Raw genomic sequence first — 17,489 nt, forward strand, 5'->3', positions numbered from 1 at the left:
TGCAACCCAAAATATTAAGAACATGAGCAAGATAGAAGACTTAACATTTGATGTGTTAATTGAAATACCAAAAGGAAGTAGAAATAAATATGAATACGATTTCACCTTGCATAAAATCCGTTTTGATCGTATGCTGTTCTCATCGATGATGTACCCTGGTGATTATGGATTTATTCCAGAAACCTTAGCTTTAGATCAAGACCCACTGGATGTACTCGTTTTAGGAGCAGAACCTACCTTTCCAATGGTAGTTATGGAAGTAAGGCCTATTGGGGTGTTTCATATGACTGATGAAAAAGGGCCTGATGAAAAAATTATTTGTGTCCCAGTATCAGATCCTATTTGGAGTAATAATCGTGATATTGAGGAATTGAATCCACACAGACTTAAGGAAATTGAACACTTTTTTCAAGTGTATAAAGATTTAGAGAAAAAGAAAGTTGATGTTGGTGGTTGGGGAAATGCTGCTGAAGCCATAGAGATTTATCATAAATGTGTAGCGCGTTATGACGCCAGTGAACACAAGAAAAAAAGAACCTTTACTATTTAAAAGTAAGATTCATAATATTTTCGTTAAAAAACTGAACCATCTTAAATATAAGGTGGTTTTTTTTATCACTTATATTTCCCTATTTTTAGCCCCGTTATAAAAAAATCAATTCATTAACTTAACTAACTAATATGGAATTAATAGTAAAATTTTTGCCGCTTTTCGGTGTTATAGCCTTAGCGTTTGTATTTATTAAAAGTGCCTGGGTAACCAAGCAAGACCAAGGGGATGCTAAAATGGTAAGAATTGCCAAGAATATCTCAGATGGTGCGATGGCATTTTTAAAAGCCGAATACAAAGTTTTAGCCATTTTTGTGGTCGCTGTGGCAGTCTTGTTGTTTTTTAAAGGCAGCTCTGAATATGGTGAAGAAACAAGTGTGCACATTTCGCATTGGATGGTAGCCATATCATTTATTGTGGGCGCTATTTGTTCTGCACTTGCTGGATTTATAGGCATGAAGGTAGCCACCAAAGCAAATGTTAGAACAACCCACGCTGCAAGAACATCTTTAGGCAGAGCGTTAGAAGTTGCTTTTGCAGGGGGATCGGTAATGGGATTAGGTGTTGTAGGTTTAGGTATTCTAGGTTTAAGCGGCCTATTTATGATATATCAAAACATGTGGCCGGGAGGAGAAAATTTGGCCATGGTATTAAATGTGCTTTCAGGATTTTCCTTAGGAGCATCATCTATTGCTTTATTTGCACGTGTGGGTGGCGGTATTTATACCAAAGCTGCCGATGTTGGAGCCGATTTAGTAGGGAAGGTTGAAGCTGGTATTCCAGAGGATCATCCCTTAAATCCAGCTACAATTGCCGATAATGTTGGAGATAATGTTGGGGATGTTGCTGGTATGGGAGCCGATTTATTTGAATCGTATGTAGGTTCAATCATTGGTACGATGGTATTGGGAGCTTTTATTTTAACACCCGATTTTGACGGACTGGGAGCAGTATATTTACCATTAGTTCTTGGAGCTGTCGGAATTATAATGTCTATTCTAGGAACGTTTTTTGTAAAAGTTAAAGATGGAGGAAATCCACAAACAGCACTAAATATTGGTGAGTTTGGATCTGCAGCTTTAATGGTTGTAGCCTCTTATTTTATTATTAATGCATTGATTCCAGAATCGGTTGAAGGCTTACCTTTTGGCGCGATGGGTGTGTTTTGGGCAACCATAGCCGGTTTAGTTGCTGGTTTGGGTGTTGGTAAAATAACTGAATATTATACGGCTACAGGTAAAAAACCTGTTATGTCCATAGTAAAGCAATCTGAAACAGGAGCAGCAACAAACATTATTGCAGGATTAGGTGTTGGTATGATGTCTACCATGATTCCTATTTTGTTAATTGCAGCAGCCATTATGGTGTCGCATCATTTTGCAGGCTTATATGGGATTGCCATTGCAGCAGTAGGGATGTTGGCAAATACAGGAATTCAATTGGCCGTAGATGCTTACGGACCAATTTGTGATAACGCTGGTGGTATTGCTGAAATGGCTGAATTACCAAGTGAAGTACGCGAGCGTACAGATAAATTAGATGCTGTTGGTAATACAACTGCTGCTGTTGGTAAAGGCTTCGCGATTGCTTCTGCAGCATTAACGGCTTTGGCTTTATTTGCTGCTTTTATGAAAACGGCAGGTGTTATTGCCATTGATGTATCTCAGCCTAAAATTATGGCTGGATTATTAGTAGGAGGTATGTTGCCATTTGTGTTTTCTGCCTTATCTATGAATGCTGTTGGTAGAGCTGCTATGGCCATGATTGAAGAAGTGCGTCGTCAATTTAGAGATATCCCTGAGCTTAAAGCAGCTTTAGGTATTATGAGAAAATATGATTCAGACATGACCAAAGCAACTCCAGAAGATCGAGCTGTTTTTGATGCAGCCGATGGCGTTGCAGATTATGGAAAGTGCATTGATATTTCTACTAAAGCATCCATTAAAGAAATGGTATTACCCGGTTTATTGGCAATCGTTGTGCCCGTAGCCGTTGGGTTTTTAGGTGGCGCCGAAATGCTAGGTGGCTTACTTGCAGGTGTTACAACTTGTGGTGTGCTTATGGCCATCTTCCAATCGAATGCTGGAGGTGCTTGGGATAATGCTAAGAAAACTATAGAAGAAGAAGGGAGAAAAGGAACAGATGCCCATAAAGCCGCTGTTGTTGGTGATACGGTTGGAGATCCTTTTAAAGATACTTCAGGGCCGTCCTTAAATATTCTTTTAAAATTGATGTCGGTAGTCGCTTTGGTAATTGCACCAAGTATTGCCTTATCTTCAGATGATTTATCTGCTTATGCCGAAGGGACGAATGGCAATGCATTAACAGAAGTTAAAAAAGAAGTTAAAATAAATATGACCGCTAATGATGATGGAACCTATAAAGCAGTTGTAACGACTGTTGCCACTAAAAACGGGAACGCCTCAACAACTTACGAAACGTTTGAAGGTACAGAAGCCGAAGTAAAGGCGAGCATTGCTGCTTTAGAAACCTCTAAGTCGACTAAAAAGAATATTGAAAAAGTAGTTGATGGAATTGAAATAGAAACTCAGAATTAAATGAGTTAACATCAAATGTATATAAGCCACGCCTAGCGTGGCTTTTTTTATAATTTTATTTAAAATCAATATCAGGTATGTTCAAAAAAGATCCACTTCAAATTATAGCCTTTCAAACCTACGGCAGCTCTAAACATTTGTATTTAAGAGGACGGGCTATTGAAGATGAAAATATAGATTTAGAACATAAAGGTGTTTTCAAATTGCTTTCCAATGCGTGGAAACGTTTTGAAACTGATGAGATAAGGCATACCGATCTTCAAATTAAAATTGGTGATGAGCGCTTCTTTTATACGAAAACAGATGAGCAGGGTTACTTTTTATTTGATGAAAAGGTTGATGATTTGTCTGAATATATCAACGAAGAAGGCTGGCTGCATATAGAATTCTCATATAAAGATGTAAACCCAGAACGCACGATTCAATCTAATAATAGATTCCCTGCGGAAATGGTTGTGCCTTCAGAAAAGACTTCATTCGGTGTTATAAGTGATATAGATGACACGATTTTACACACAGGTTTGGTCTCTACTTTAAAATGGCGCGTGCTCTTTAATACCCTGCTAACCTCCGCCGGGAAAAGGTTGCCTTTAGAAGGCGCCTCTGAATTTTATCATATGTTGCACCGTGGTGCATCTGGAAAAGAGGCTAATCCCATATTTTACGTGAGTCATAGTCCGTGGAATTTATACCGGTATTTAGAATACTTTTTAAAGAAAAATAAATTTCCTAAAGGACCAATTATTTTAAGAGGCTTTCCTAGTCCTTTTGCTAAAAAAGAAAAGGATGAAAAACCACAAAAGCAAAAGGAGATTATTAATTTATTGCAGGCCTACCCCAATCTAAAATTTATTTTAATTGGAGACAGTGGGGAGCACGATCCAGATATATATTTGGAAATCGCTGAGTCTTATCCAGATCGAATTTCTGCTATTTATCTAAGAAGTGTAAAACATAAAAAGAAAATGTTACGGGTGGAGGGCTTATATAAAACCTATAAAATAACACCAGCTTTATTGGTAGAAAGCAGTGAGCAGGCTATCGAGCATGCCAGAACATATGGGTTTATTAGTTAGTATCTAAAATAGCCCATTAATTTCAGCGTCAATCGTATTGATGATACTGCCTAAGTCTTCGGGATTGTCCACAAAGTTTAAATTATCAACATCTATTATTAATAATTTACCTTTGTCATAGCCATGAATCCATGCTTCGTAGCGTTCGTTCAATCGGCTTAAATAATCAATACTTATCGAGTTTTCATAATCTCTGCCACGCTTGTGTATTTGGGAGACTAAGTTTGGAATAGTACTTCTTAAATAGATAAGTACATCGGGCCCTTGAACTAAAGATTCCATTAAATCGAATAAGGACTTGTAATTTTCAAAATCCCGATTGGTAAGCAAACCCATGGCATGTAAGTTGGGTGCGAAAATGTGTGCATCCTCATAAATGGTCCGGTCCTGAATAATATCCTTTCCACTTTGGCGAATTTGTAAAATCTGCCTAAAACGACTGTTTAAAAAATAGACTTGCAGGTTAAAACTCCAGCGCTCCATCTGGTTATAAAAATCGTCCAAATACGGATTGTCAACGACATCTTCCAGTTGAGCTTCCCAGTTATAATGTTTTGCTAGTAATTTTGTAAGTGTTGTTTTTCCAGCACCAATATTTCCCGCAATGGCAATATGCATAATGTCAGTTGGTTTTTATTTCAAATTTATGAAGAAATTCATGGTCGTAAATATACAAGGTTTCATTGGTTACAAAAAACTGTTTTATCAATAAATCTGGTAATATAATGGGGATTACTTTTTCGGTGTTTTCCTTTAAAAAAAATAGTGAATTTTCCTTTTTTAAAATAAGATTTTCATCATTTTCATATAACCCCGTGTAGCCATCATTTTTCATCATTTTAACCAAACTCCCAAAGTAATTATAGACGTATAAAAATTTTTCTGTAAGAAGCCAGCAGAAGTTATAATTGCTTTTTAGATCGAGCAATTCACTTTGTATAGGCAGCGTTCGCACTTTGGTTTGTTTTAATTTATAATCATACAATTCCAATTGTTGAAGGTCTTGATTAAACAGCCATAAAAAATTATCGTAGCCTGTTGATATGTGCGAGACATTTTTATAAGGTTGGATTTGGTTAAAATCAAGCTTGAATATTTCAGCCAATCGATTATCTAAAATAATAACCGTATTAAAGTCTTGATAAAAGAGGTTTGTTTTTAAAGGATTACTAGCATTGGCTGTAGTTAGATGGCCTAATTGTAAATTGTTGTAGGTGATTGTTTTTTCGGTATTTGATTTACTAAATACATGATTGGTGATACTATACATAGTTCCAAAATCATCAATAGCCACCAGAGTTTCTAGCGTCATTGGCGTGGTTGCAACAAGAGAAGCCTCCATAGTATTTTGCCCTAGAACAGACAGGGAAATAAATAAAAAAAGTATAGGTGCATATTTCATTCTAATTTGAAAAATACAAAAATCAAACCACTTTTAACAGATTAATTTATAACCATAACCACGAACGTTTATGATTTGGATGGACGCGTCCAGAATTAATTTTTTTCTAAGTTTTGAAATAAACACGTCCATACTGCGCGCACTAAAAAAATCGTCGTTGCCCCAAAGGGTATTTAAAATGAGACTACGGTCTAAAAGGGCATTTTTATTTTTAATTAAATGAAACAATAAGTGCGCTTCACGATGTGTTAATTGGCTAGGATCATTGCCTTTGTATTGAAGAAGTTGTTTTGGGAAATTAAACGTATAATCACCTAATTTTAAAGTATGCGTTATTTTTTGAAGTTGGTTTCGGTTTAACAGATTATTAATTCTAACAATTAATTCTTCCATGCTAAATGGTTTCTTTAAATAATCATTGCCGCCAGTTGTAAAGCCTTCTACCACATCTTGAGTTTGCGATTTCGCCGTCAAGAAAATGATGGGAATGGTTTCATCAATAACCCGAACTTCCTTCGCTAGTGTGAAACCATCTTTAATAGGCATCATAACGTCAAGTACCAATAGTTCAGGTTTTTCCTTTTGATAAACTTCAAGCGCTTTTGCTCCATTCTCGCAGAGTAACACTTTAAACCCACGCGTTTCTAAACTCTCCTTTATAATTTGTCCTAAGGCAGGTTCGTCTTCGGCTAATAAAATGGTTCTTAGTTTATTCATTAGGAAGCGATAGATTAAAAGTTGTCAAGTTATTTTTTAAATCTAATTGAATGGAACCGCCATGTTTTTCTATAATTTTTTTGGTATAATATAAACCAATCCCAAACCCTTTGACGTCATGTGTGTTTCCTTTTGGTACCCGATAAAATTTTTCGAATATTTTATCTTTACTTTCTTGCTCCAATGTGTTTCCATTGTCTGAAATAGAAATACGGAATGCATTTGGGTTTTGATTAAGGCTGATTGTTATAGCATCACCACCATATTTTATGGCATTATCCAAAATATTATTAATAGCATTTTCAAAATGAAAAGCATCTACTTTAGCCATGACAGGGTGCTGCGAATGCAAATAAGTTATTGATTTTATATCTGTTTGAATTTCATGTTTTTTCGCAATGGTAGTTAATAGTAAATTAATATCCATCGCTTCTTTAATTAGATGCAGGTTTTCACTGTCTAAAGTAGCCGTTTCCAGAAGCTTTTCTACCATGACATTCAGTTTAGACAATTGGTTGGTAGACATATCTAAATAGCGTTTTGTTTTTTCGGGATCATTAAGAACACTAAAATTTTTAATGCTTTCTAAAGCCACACCAATAGTGGCGATCGGAGTTTTAAATTCATGAGTGATATTATTGATTAAATCATTTTTTACTTCAGCCAACTGCTTTTGTTTATTTATAATTATTAAAAGATAGAACAGACAACTTACTATCGCAATAACAAATAATAAAGAGAGCAGAATACTCAATAAACTTCTTTTTAATATGATTTTTGTAGCATTAGGATAAAGGAGTTCTAAGGTTTCGTTTTGTTTTAAAAAGGTGGATTTGGATGCTGTTTTTAAGAACTCAGGATTTATAATGTCTGAATTAAAGCCATTGATGATACTATCCTTTTTGTAGTGTTTTAAGGCAAATTCAAAATCCAATTGTTTTCTTTTAAATTCCTCATACATGATGGGTTTCAATTTTTGAAAATCTAAAGTGTCATTTTGAATAGATATAAAAATAGATTTAATGCCTTTAACCAGTTTGATGCTATCGGATGCTTTTTTGCCTTTTAATACTTTTATTTGGGTGATCTTATTTTGACTTTTGGAATAGGTGAAGCCACTATCATTTCCCGTAATTTGTGTAAAACCTGACATATCTAAATTACTATCTGATTTGATTTCATGCTGAATTTTTAAGAATTTTAAGAATATGGAATCCGCCTTGTTATTATAAGATTCGTTCTTAAACTTCAAACTATCAGATTCTATATCGATAAATGTCATTTGATTCGACTCCGCAAGGTCTGCGTAATAGGTGTCGAGGGCATTATCAAAACTTATTTGGACCTGATTTATAAAATTTTGTTTGTTCCGTAAATAATTTTTGTAATTCCAATAGCCTTGAACCACTATGGTTAAGGCAATTGTGCTTACAATAATATATAAGAGCCACCTGTATTTTGAGGTATTCATAACTTCAAAAATATATCTTAATTGGTTGATAAACTAATCGGTTAACACTCGTTAACACTCATTAACGCTTTAAAAATAAATTGTTTATCATATTTGTACACGCATTAAAAACACATCAATCATGAAACGAACAGTTATTGCATTACTCATTATTTTTTCTGCCAACGGCTTATGGTCACAAAATTTTGAAGGCATGGCCACTTACAAATCCCACAGGAAAGTCGATTTAAAAATAGATGAGGACAATGAAAATTCAGAAATGAAAAGACAGATTCAAGACCAATTACGAAAGCAATTTCAACAGGAGTACACCTTACACTTTAATCAATACGAATCTATCTACAAGAAAAATGAAAAATTAGAAGCTCCAACTCCGATACAATCTGGGATTAGAATTCAAGTGTCCGAAGGGTCAGATATCATGTATAAAAATAATAAGGAAAATCGCTATACGAATAAAACAGAAATTTTTGGAAAGCTATTTCTTATCAAGGATACTTTGGCGAATAGAAGATGGGAATTCGTAAATGAAACTAAAAACATAGGGGATTATAGTTGCTTTAAAGCTATTTATAAAGATTCAATTACCACGCAAACACTGAGCGAAAAGGGCGATATTGAAAAGATTAAAGAGGAGCGTATCACCACCGTTTGGTACACGCCTCAAATCCCTGTAAACAATGGGCCAGCAGAATATTACGGTCTTCCGGGGCTTATATTGGAAGTAAACGATGGGGATTTAACCTTGGTCTGTACTAAAATTGTTTTAAATCCCAAAGACGCTTTTAAAATTGTTGAGCCAGATCATGGCAAAGCGGTCACACAAAAAAAGTTTGATGCCATTATGGAAAAGAAGAATAAGGAAATGATGGAACAATTTCGCTCAAGACCTGGTGCTGATGATGGCGAACGGGTCATGATAAGAATAGGCGGTTAACTTTAATTTTTTTTTAACGTTTAGGGTCTAAACCATTTTCAGAAGACTAAGTCTAAATGAATAACGAAATTCAGGTTAATTAATAAAATTTATTAAATCAATATTTATTGTTTAAATTTTAATTAATTTCGTTAGACAAAATAAGCTTCATGAAGACTATAGTTTCAATAATTACGTTCATCACGGCATCGTTCTTATTTTCAAACCCTGTAAACGCACAAAAAGATTTCCAAGGCAAAGCCTACTATTTTTCAAAAACACCCATGGAATTAGGACGTTTTGGAGCCAATATGAGCGAACAACGTAAAAAACAAATCGAGGCACGTTTAAAGAATAGGTTAGAAAAAACCTATATTTTAACGTTCAACCGAGAGGAATCGATTTATAAAGAAGATGAGAAGTTGGATGCTATTTCTGGAGCAACCGACTCCTGGGGAGCTAATTTTACACCAGGACCTCAATACAAAAATGTGAAAAAAAATAGTTTTTTGCAAGAACAAGAATTCTATGGGAAGCAATTTTTAATAAAAGAAGACTTGAAAGCGCTAGGTTGGAAAATGGGTACGGAAACAAAACAAATCGGGAATTATACTGCTTTTAAAGCGACTTGTAAACGGCCAGTGTTCGATACGTCTTGGTTTAATTTTTCTTGGGAAGGAAATAGAAATAGGGATGATAACGAGAAAAAATCTGATTCTACTGAAACTGTCGATACAGCAAATTTAGACGCAGAACCCGAAGAAGAAGTCATCGAAATGATAACGATTGAGGCATGGTACACGCCAACAATTCCCGTGAGTCAAGGTCCTGGAGATTATTGGGGACTTCCCGGGTTAATTCTCGAAGTTAGCGTTGGTAACACCACATTACTATGTTCTAAAATTATCATGAATCCTGAGGAAAAGATCAAAATTAAAGAACTAGATAAAGGCAAAGAAGTAACAAAAAAGGAATACAAGGACATCATTACCGAAAAAATGAAAGAGTTTAGAGAGAACCGTGGTAGAAGAAGAAACAGAGGCTAATTACGCGATCCCACATTAATCAATCATATATCACAACTAATATTATGAAGATAGTATATTTTGTTCTGCTCTGTCTAGCAGTTAACATATCCTTTGCCCAAATTAAAGTAGAAGGTGTGGTTAAGGACAGCATAGGTAATGCTTTAGAATTGGCCAATGTTGTCGCTATAAATCAAGAAACAAAAACATTGGATTCTTATGGCATTACTAATAGTGATGGGCATTACAAGCTTAGTTTAAGCAAAAACAGCAACTACAAACTGCAAGTGAGTTATATCGGTATGAAAGCGGGAGAAGTACTGCTGGAAACAAAGGATGTACCCATTACAAAAGATTTTATTCTAGAAAATGATAATGCGTTAGATGAAATAGAACTGGTGTACGAAATGCCAGTAACTATAAAGGGAGATACCATTGTTTATAACGCCGATTCTTTTAATAAAGGTACAGAACGAAAACTGGAAGATGTGCTTGAAAATTTACCTGGAGTAGAAATTAATGAAGATGGCCAAGTAGAAGTAGAGGGTAAAGTAGTTAATAAACTCATGGTTAATGGCAAGGATTTTTTTGATGGTGACACCAAATTAGCCACAAAGAACATTCCGTCTAATGCGGTGGATAAGGTTCAGGTATTGCGAAATTATTCGGAAGTGGGACAGTTAAGTAGCGTTACCAATAATCAGGATAATGTAGCATTAAATATTAAGCTAAAAGAAGGCAAGGAAAATTTTTGGTTTGGCAATGTTACTGTAGGAGGTGGCGCATCACCAGATAATGAATTGTATTTAGTTCAACTAAAACTCTTCTATTACAGTCCAAAATTCAGTCTTAATTTTATAGGGGACTTAAATAATACTGGCGAATTGGCTTTGACGCGTCGTGATATTAGAGGTTTTGGGGGTGGTTTTAGAGCCCCAAGTAGAGGTAGCGGCACCACTATTAATTTAGGGGATAATGGTCTTAATTTTTTAACCAATCAAAATAATGCTTTAGAAATTGAAAATAAATTGGCAGCTTCAAATTTTAGCTACTCGCCAAATAAAGCCTTAGATATAAGCGGATTCGCCATCTTTAATAGTAGTCGAATTTTGTCAAAGGAAAAGAGTTTTGTACAGTATACAGATGCCGATTTAGGAATTCCAGATGAAACGACAGAGCAAAATAGTAAAGAGCGCTCCAATCAAGGATTGCTTAAACTAAGCACTTCTTATAAGCCAAATGCTAGCAATCAATTGGATTACGATATTTTAGGTCGTTTTTCAAAAGACGTGCAAACTCAAAACCTGTTCTCTTCAGTAGTTGGAAATACAAATCAGTTAGATGAGGTCACGCCATTTAGCATTAATCAAAATCTTAATTATTATTATACACTCAACGAGACAAATATCTTCGCTTTTGAAGCGCAGCATCTAATAAAAAATGAAGACCCGTTTTACAATGCCTTATTGGTAAATAATCCTTCAAATAATGATGACACAGATCCAGAAGACAGGGATGCCTTTGATAATACGGCCGATGCTTTAGGTTTAAATACCACATTAAACAATTATGATTTAGGGCAAAACAGGCATATAAAGTCCAATCAGCTCGATGCCAAGTTAGATTATTACAATATCCTTAATGCAAAAAGCAATATCAATCTCACGCTTGGGACCATCTTAAGTCGTCAGGAATTCAACTCCAATATTTTTCAGTTTTTAGAGGATGGTTCGCAGTTTAATCCAACACCAACATTTAACGAAGGTCGCGCTACAAATGACACAGAATATAACTTTAGCGATGTATATGTAGGCATGCACTATACCTTAAAAACAGGCAAATTTACATTTACACCTGGGTTTTCTTTACATGCTTACGGAAACAAAAATAGTCAGTTTGGAGACGCGTTTAAAGATAAATTTTTTAGGTTTTTACCAGATTTTGAAACCCGCATTCAGTTTAAAAAGAGTGAAAGTCTAACCTTGCGCTATACCATGCAAAACCAGTTTACAGATGTCACCCGTTTAGCACAAGGTTTGGTCTTAAATAATTTTAATAGTATTCAATTTGGCGAACCTGATTTGCAGAATGCCCTATCGCACAATGTCAGCTTGTTTTATAGCAGTTTTAATTTGTTTAATTACACCAATGTGTTTGGCCGTATTTCCTATTCTAAAAATATAGATCAGATTAGAGGGTTGACCAACTTCGAGAATGTCATTAGAACCAGCACCTTTTTTAACTCTAATTTTGCTGACGAAAATGTCTCGGCCAATGGGCGTGTGCAGCGCACGTTTGGTAAATTAAGAGCCAGTTTATCGGCCAACTTTAATTACAGCAAAAGTAATCAATTTATTCAGGGCAGACAATCGTTAAACGAGCGTTTTACGCAAGGTTATACCCCAGAGTTGCGCACAAACTTTAGAATCGCACCCAATGTCAGGCTAAGGTATCGATACAGTGTTTCGGATAATAATTTAGGCACAACATCCAATACCTTTGTTACCAATGCGCCCTCTATTGAGTTTGACGCCTACATATGGAAGGCACTCACCTTTCGAACAGAATATACATACACCAATCAAGATAGCGATACGCAGCCATCGCAGTCCTTTGAAACTTGGGATGCCACCCTGCAATACCGTAAAAATCAAGATGCTAAATGGGAATACGAAATTAGGGCCAGCAATTTATTAGACATAGACTCTCGGGTTAGAAATAGTGCCAGTAACATAGCAGTATCCAATTCAGAAACTTTTATTCAACCCCGTTTTGTGTCGTTTAGGGTGCGTTACCAACTATAGATTTTAAAAACTCAAAATACCTTAAATAATTTTGGACGTATTTGCAGAAGTAATCGCTGAATTGTTTTGCAGAATTAACAAACAATAATATATTTGCCAACGGTTTTGGGGAGATACTCAAGCGGCCAACGAGGGCAGACTGTAAATCTGCTGACTACGTCTTCGCAGGTTCGAATCCTGCTCTCCCCACTTTAACTCGAAAAGTTTGCATGGTAATGCAAACTTTTTTTATTTCAAAAAGTTTGAGAAATTTATTTCGGAAAACCTTTTGAAATAAAAAAAGTGCACTGCGCTAGCGGTGTTACTTTTCATTTTCACGAATGGGGAACTAGGATATTCAATCCTGCTCTCCCCACGAATAAATAGAAAAAGCAAGCAAAACAAAATGCTTGCTTTTTTGTTTCTAAGTTCTGATTGATTTTGAGCGTTGGCAGAGCCATCTCCTTTTACAGTTTGGGCGAGGCTTGGATGAAGCGACTGTAAATGTGTATGGCTCGTAGCGTTGGCTTTCCACAATATTAACTATGCTTTTATTTGAAAATTCAATTTGATAAATGAACCATTATAATCTTTATATACTGTACCATATCCCATTTTAGAACCTGATGGATTATCAAGTCTTGAAGAATTTTTCAAGTATTGTTTAAACTTGTTAAAATCGATTAAATGGTAACAAAGCATTTCAGCATTTGGTTTGATGATTATTATTCCACCTACTGTATCATACTTTCCAGACCATACTGATTTTGAGGTCATACCCAAAGCGGCTTCAACTAAGAAATTCACTATTCGATATTCATAAAACTTATGTCCTTGGCTAAGGTCATAATTCATGGGGTTGTCTTCTCTAATTTTTTTAATTACTTTATTAATTTTCACTATACTACTAACATACTTATCTTCACAATATGAGCGACTATTTCTGGTAAATCACTATCAATTACTTGAAGATTCAACTTGAAAGTATCGTCATCAAAAGAGTCAAAATTTACTTGGTAACCTAATTCAGCTAATTTTGAAATCCTTTTTATGTACTTATGACCTTTAGTAATTGAATTTACCTCAATTAAATCATCATCTGAAATAGGTAGATTATTATCCTCAATAATTTTAAAAGTGATATTTGTATTTAACTTATCATCGAATTGAATATATTCATTTCTTAAAATAGTATTACCAAAGTTTTTTGCTGAAATTAAAATTGGATTTGTTTCCCCAACTATAATATTAATACCTCTATTGTTAATCAATAGCGTCCTAAACGTTTTAAAAAAATAAGAGGATAAAGTCAAGTATCTCAAATATTTTTGAGTTGCACAACAAAACCCATCCTCTTATGGTAAATGTAGCTCTATTTTCACAAATAATTTCAAAATTAGACCGTTCTAAATTTAAAAAGCTAGTTAAATTTCATCAAACAGATAAGCACTAGAAAGGCTTTAATAGTTGGTCTCACTTGGTCACTATGCTTTTTTGTCAATTTGCAAAGAGCCAGTCGCTCCGAGATATTAGCAATGGCTTACGTTCTGCAACTGGTAATCTCAATCATTTAGCCATGGGCAAGACACCGTCAAAATCTACGGTTGGCTATCAAAACCAAAACAGAAGTTGGGAGCTTTTTAGGGATTACTATTATGTTCTGCTAGAAAGTTTAGGACAGCAGGCTCATATGAAGCGTACAAAATTCAAGATAAGATCAAAAATATTCTTGCTGGACGCTACCACGATAAGTCTTTGTTTAAGCTTGTTCGATTGGGCAAAATACAAAACAAAAAAAGGTGCGGTAAAAATGCATACTCTACTTGACTACGATGGACATTTACCAGCGTACGTAAACATTACAGATGGCAAAACAGCGGACAACAAGGGCGCTTATGATGTTCCGCTCCTAAGAGGAAGCGTTATAGTTGCCGATAGGTTTTACAATGATTTTTCACTCTTGAATGCCTGGGACAGCAACGGTGTTTATTTTTTGGAAAGGCACAAGGATAACATTAAATTTAAAACCCTAAAAGAACTAGAACTGCCTGAAAAAAGGCATCAGCACGTCCTAAAAGATGAAATTATCGAACTCACAGGTAACAAAACCAAGGACAAGTACCCTAGAAAACTGCATCGAGTTGCGCTATGGGACGATAAAAACCAACAAACCATTGAGGTCATTGCCAATCAAATGTCTTGGACAGCAAACACCATAACCGAACTGTACAAGGCTAGATGGGAAGTGGAAATTTTCTTTAGGGACATAAAACAGCAGTTGCACCTCAAATCTTTTATAGGCACAGGCCAAAACGCAGTAATGATACAAATCTGGACAGCACTTATAACGATATTGATTTTAAAAGCCCTAAAAACACAAGCAGAGCACGCTTGGTATTTATCTAATCTGGTCGCGTTTATTGGGCTAAATCTTTTTGTTAAAGTAGGACTACACAGTTGGCTGGATAATCCATTTGCAAAAGAGCAACCTCCTCCAAATAAAAATATACAAGGGGTTCTTTTTTGAAAATCTATAAAATAAAGTGGTTAAGCCAGTAAAATGGCTAAATTTATTGTGCCTAAATTTTATTTAGGACAGGATTGATTGTTAATAGAAGAATTGTCAATTTTAGAAATGTAAAGGTTATTAATTATACTCATTTTTGCGATAATTGAAATAATGTTGTTCTATAAATTCAATTTTAGGAAAAAACTTATCAGGTAAATTTATTTTTTTATTGTTGAAATTTGAAAAACAAGTGTCTTTTCTTTCTTTTTCATATTCCAATAGATATTTAGAAACTGAAATATTGTAATCTGTGTCAACACTAATTAACCCTTTGTCAAAAGCTTTATCGTGAAGATTGTTTAGACAAAGTCCGTTTTGTGGATTCGTTCAGCGGAAGCACGATAACCCGGGTAAAAAATGCAAAAATCAATCTAGAAGCTCAAAACATTCAAAAAGAACAGTTTTTAGTTGCTTTGGAACGGGATTTTAATAATGCTTGGGATGATTACCAGAATAAATTAAATATCTACAGGCTACAAGAAGATAATATTAAAACGTCCCAAAATAATTTTAATAGAACAGAGGAAAAATTTAAACTTGGCCAACTAAATTCTATAGAATTTCGACAAGCCCAAATGAATCTTTTTAATGCTGAATTAACTAGAAACCAAGCAAAATATTCTGCAAAATTAGCAGAATTGCAATTACTTCAAATAAGCGGAGAAATTTTAAGTATTAATTTCTAATTTAAAAAATAAAGACCCTTATACCAAGATCTCTTTTTGCTCAAGTTGCATTTTATTTGATGTATTTGTTAAAATTTAATGCATTTCATCGATTAAAATAGTTTTTTATCTTATTTTAAAGTAGATTCGTGAGAGAATTAATCCCAAATCAATTCTAATGAAAGCTTTAAAACTTACTATACTATCCCTATTTCTTACCGCTTACGCTTTTGCTGAAATTTCACCAATTGAGAAATCCGCATTAGTAGCACTATATAATGAAACCAATGGTGCCAATTGGACCGCTCAATGGAACCTTGAAGACGATGTCAGCACTTGGTACGGTGTCACTATTGAAGATGATAAGGTAGTTGGAATTAATCTACAATTCAATAATCTAAACGGTATACTTCCAATGGCTATTGGTGATTTAACGAATTTACGTCATATGAATTTGGGGTTTAATAAATTATCAGGAGTCTTACCAAAGACTTTGAGTAAATTAAAAAACCTGAGATCACTTGAGTTGTTTATGAATAGTTTTGAAGGCACTATCCCTAATGAATTAGGCGAACTTGAAAATTTAGAATCATTAAAGTTATACAGTAATAAGCTATCAGGAACTATTCCGGAAACCTTAATGCAATTAACGAATTTAAAGGAACTACTTTTAGGAAGTAATTTTTTAACAGGTACTATCCCTAATGATATTTATGCATTGTCAAACCTGCAAAAATTGAGTTTAATGGATAATCAGTTAACTGGAGAAATTCCAGTGGAAATTGCACAACTTAATCAATTAGAAGAATTACTGTTGTCCACAAATCAACTTACAGGGGATTTACCTGCTGAGTTTATGAACTTAACAAACCTGAATACCTTTATGGTAAGTGATAATAACCTAAACGAAGAGTATATTAGCGTTTCAGGAAAGAATCCACCAAGTTTGATGCGTTTAGAAATGCAAAGTTCTACAGCAACAATGGATCTTGAAAAAGAATAAGAATGGCCAATTCCTCATAAATTGATTAGACAGCCAGTAAGTGCTGTCTTTTTTTTAGTTTTGCATTATGCTAGAACATCACTTTACATGTCCGCATTGTTGGCAAAACATCTCCATGTTATTAGACACAGCAGTAACTTCTCAAACTTATATTGAAGATTGTGAGGTCTGTTGTAATCCTATTCAAATTTCTGTAAAATTTTCTTATTCCGAAATCATGGATTTTCAAGCAAATAGTATTGATCAGTAATTTTTTTAAATTAATTCTTGTAGTATTTAAAAAGGGTTGTATATTTGCAGTCCGAAATAATTTGATTGGTATTATGAGCCACAAGTTAAAAGCTAAGTAAGTTATTTCAATTATATATCGCGGGATAGAGCAGTAGGTAGCTCGTCGGGCTCATAACCCGAAGGTCACTGGTTCGAGTCCAGTTCCCGCTACTAGTAAAATCAAGCCTTCACAGAAATGTGAGGGCTTTTTTTATAACTTGGGTACAACATAGGTACAACATTTAAGTGTTTTAAGAGCAACATTCTTATTGATGCCTATTGCCTCTTTTTATGTTTAAACCCTATGAATTCTTAGATGAAATAATAAATTTCAAGAAGTTGCAACTTCATTTCTTCGTTAGAGGGGTTTATTATCATACAATATGACCGCAATTTGAACTCGTAAAATACTTCCATCAAAAGACTTCTAGTAACTATTCATTAAAAGGTCTTGGACACAATGTCAAAGATTGCGATTTCCATC

Annotated in this window: 14 protein-coding genes, 2 tRNA genes and 2 pseudogenes; 12 read left to right on the forward strand and 6 right to left on the reverse strand. The window is 34.7% G+C overall.

Translation table 11 applies throughout. The features are described from left to right. Positions 1-22: 22 nt before the first annotated feature. From FAF07_RS10315 to FAF07_RS10325, 3 genes are all read left to right on the forward strand, one after another. Complete coding sequence (locus FAF07_RS10315; protein WP_142785037.1) at positions 23-550, forward strand: inorganic diphosphatase; 528 nt, start codon at positions 23-25, stop codon at positions 548-550. Between the two features lie 131 nt (positions 551-681). After that, on the forward strand, positions 682-3,108 hold the full coding sequence (locus FAF07_RS10320; protein ID WP_142785038.1) for a sodium-translocating pyrophosphatase: 2,427 nt from the start codon (positions 682-684) through the stop codon (positions 3,106-3,108). A gap of 77 nt (positions 3,109-3,185) precedes the next feature. Then, entirely contained in the window at positions 3,186-4,184 is a 999-nt protein-coding gene (locus FAF07_RS10325) for an App1 family protein (protein WP_142785039.1), read from the forward strand. A 3-nt stretch (positions 4,185-4,187) separates the two neighbouring features. On the opposite strand, the gene FAF07_RS10330 is transcribed toward FAF07_RS10325, so the two are convergent. The 4 genes from FAF07_RS10330 to FAF07_RS10345 form a co-directional block, all read right to left on the reverse strand. After that, entirely contained in the window at positions 4,188-4,802 is a 615-nt protein-coding gene (locus FAF07_RS10330) for a deoxynucleoside kinase (RefSeq protein WP_142785040.1), read from the reverse strand. A gap of 4 nt (positions 4,803-4,806) precedes the next feature. Then, on the reverse strand, positions 4,807-5,526 hold the full coding sequence (locus FAF07_RS10335; protein ID WP_246067683.1) for a hypothetical protein: 720 nt from the start codon (positions 5,524-5,526) through the stop codon (positions 4,807-4,809). 93 nt (positions 5,527-5,619) lie between these two features. Further along, a complete protein-coding gene (locus tag FAF07_RS10340) occupies positions 5,620-6,303 on the reverse strand; it encodes a response regulator transcription factor (RefSeq protein WP_142785042.1) in 684 nt (227 codons plus the stop codon). Further along, complete coding sequence (locus tag FAF07_RS10345) at positions 6,296-7,774, reverse strand: sensor histidine kinase (protein WP_142785043.1); 1,479 nt, start codon at positions 7,772-7,774, stop codon at positions 6,296-6,298. Before FAF07_RS10345 ends, FAF07_RS10340 begins: the two co-directional genes overlap by 8 nt. 121 nt (positions 7,775-7,895) lie before the next feature. Between FAF07_RS10345 and FAF07_RS10350 the strand changes: the two genes are divergently transcribed. From FAF07_RS10350 to FAF07_RS10365, 4 genes are all read left to right on the forward strand, one after another. Next, a complete protein-coding gene (locus FAF07_RS10350; RefSeq protein ID WP_142785044.1) occupies positions 7,896-8,711 on the forward strand; it encodes a GLPGLI family protein in 816 nt (271 codons plus the stop codon). A gap of 149 nt (positions 8,712-8,860) precedes the next feature. Further along, on the forward strand, positions 8,861-9,736 hold the full coding sequence (locus FAF07_RS10355; RefSeq protein ID WP_142785045.1) for a GLPGLI family protein: 876 nt from the start codon (positions 8,861-8,863) through the stop codon (positions 9,734-9,736). Between the two features lie 44 nt (positions 9,737-9,780). Beyond that, the gene (locus tag FAF07_RS10360; protein ID WP_142785046.1) at positions 9,781-12,519 is read left to right on the forward strand and encodes a TonB-dependent receptor; all 2,739 of its coding nucleotides are present in this window, start codon (positions 9,781-9,783) and stop codon (positions 12,517-12,519) included. 107 nt (positions 12,520-12,626) lie between these two features. Beyond that, positions 12,627-12,708: transfer RNA gene (locus FAF07_RS10365), tRNA-Tyr, on the forward strand. A 333-nt stretch (positions 12,709-13,041) separates the two neighbouring features. Here the strand turns inward: FAF07_RS10365 and FAF07_RS19075 are convergent. After that, positions 13,042-13,820 (reverse strand): annotated as a pseudogene (locus FAF07_RS19075) (HpaII family restriction endonuclease). 164 nt (positions 13,821-13,984) lie between these two features. On the opposite strand from FAF07_RS19075, the gene FAF07_RS10380 reads away from it, so the two are divergent. Further along, on the forward strand, positions 13,985-15,025 hold the full coding sequence (locus tag FAF07_RS10380; RefSeq protein WP_246067684.1) for an IS4 family transposase: 1,041 nt from the start codon (positions 13,985-13,987) through the stop codon (positions 15,023-15,025). A 120-nt stretch (positions 15,026-15,145) separates the two neighbouring features. On the opposite strand, the pseudogene FAF07_RS19080 reads toward FAF07_RS10380, so the two are convergent. Further along, positions 15,146-15,358 (reverse strand): annotated as a pseudogene (locus tag FAF07_RS19080) (HNH endonuclease); the annotation flags it as partial. Between the two features lie 26 nt (positions 15,359-15,384). On the opposite strand from FAF07_RS19080, the gene FAF07_RS10390 reads away from it, so the two are divergent. From FAF07_RS10390 to FAF07_RS10405, 4 genes are all read left to right on the forward strand, one after another. Next, entirely contained in the window at positions 15,385-15,753 is a 369-nt protein-coding gene (locus FAF07_RS10390; protein WP_142785049.1) for a TolC family protein, read from the forward strand. Between the two features lie 157 nt (positions 15,754-15,910). Then, positions 15,911-16,735 carry a leucine-rich repeat domain-containing protein gene (locus FAF07_RS10395; RefSeq protein ID WP_142785050.1) on the forward strand — a complete coding sequence of 275 codons (825 nt, stop codon included), beginning with the start codon at positions 15,911-15,913 and terminating at the stop codon, positions 16,733-16,735. Positions 16,736-16,802: 67 nt separating this feature from the next. Then, positions 16,803-16,985, forward strand: a complete 183-nt coding sequence (locus tag FAF07_RS10400; RefSeq protein WP_142785051.1) for a CPXCG motif-containing cysteine-rich protein — start codon at positions 16,803-16,805, stop codon at positions 16,983-16,985. Between the two features lie 118 nt (positions 16,986-17,103). Further along, positions 17,104-17,176, forward strand: a tRNA-Met gene (locus FAF07_RS10405). The last annotated feature ends 313 nt before the right edge of the window (positions 17,177-17,489 follow it).

It is taken from the genome of Changchengzhania lutea, from assembly GCF_006974145.1.
In the GTDB taxonomy this organism is placed as follows: Bacteria; Bacteroidota; Bacteroidia; order Flavobacteriales; family Flavobacteriaceae; genus Changchengzhania; species Changchengzhania lutea.

Excerpts from the sequence above, each read along its gene's own strand:
- FAF07_RS10380 (WP_246067684.1), top strand. The coding sequence starts at position 13,985 with ATGCTTTTTTGTCAATTTGCAAAGAGCCAGTCGCTCCGAGATATTAGC.
- FAF07_RS10335 (WP_246067683.1), bottom strand. The coding sequence starts at position 5,526 with ATGGAGGCTTCTCTTGTTGCAACCACGCCAATGACGCTAGAAACTCTG.
- FAF07_RS10340 (WP_142785042.1), bottom strand. The coding sequence starts at position 6,303 with ATGAATAAACTAAGAACCATTTTATTAGCCGAAGACGAACCTGCCTTA.
- FAF07_RS10360 (WP_142785046.1), top strand. The coding sequence starts at position 9,781 with ATGAAGATAGTATATTTTGTTCTGCTCTGTCTAGCAGTTAACATATCC.
- FAF07_RS10400 (WP_142785051.1), top strand. The coding sequence starts at position 16,803 with ATGCTAGAACATCACTTTACATGTCCGCATTGTTGGCAAAACATCTCC.
- FAF07_RS10395 (WP_142785050.1), top strand. The coding sequence starts at position 15,911 with ATGAAAGCTTTAAAACTTACTATACTATCCCTATTTCTTACCGCTTAC.
- FAF07_RS10315 (WP_142785037.1), top strand. The coding sequence starts at position 23 with ATGAGCAAGATAGAAGACTTAACATTTGATGTGTTAATTGAAATACCA.
- FAF07_RS10350 (WP_142785044.1), top strand. The coding sequence starts at position 7,896 with ATGAAACGAACAGTTATTGCATTACTCATTATTTTTTCTGCCAACGGC.
- FAF07_RS10355 (WP_142785045.1), top strand. The coding sequence starts at position 8,861 with ATGAAGACTATAGTTTCAATAATTACGTTCATCACGGCATCGTTCTTA.
- FAF07_RS10330 (WP_142785040.1), bottom strand. The coding sequence starts at position 4,802 with ATGCATATTGCCATTGCGGGAAATATTGGTGCTGGAAAAACAACACTT.
- FAF07_RS10325 (WP_142785039.1), top strand. The coding sequence starts at position 3,186 with ATGTTCAAAAAAGATCCACTTCAAATTATAGCCTTTCAAACCTACGGC.
- FAF07_RS10345 (WP_142785043.1), bottom strand. The coding sequence starts at position 7,774 with ATGAATACCTCAAAATACAGGTGGCTCTTATATATTATTGTAAGCACA.
- FAF07_RS10320 (WP_142785038.1), top strand. The coding sequence starts at position 682 with ATGGAATTAATAGTAAAATTTTTGCCGCTTTTCGGTGTTATAGCCTTA.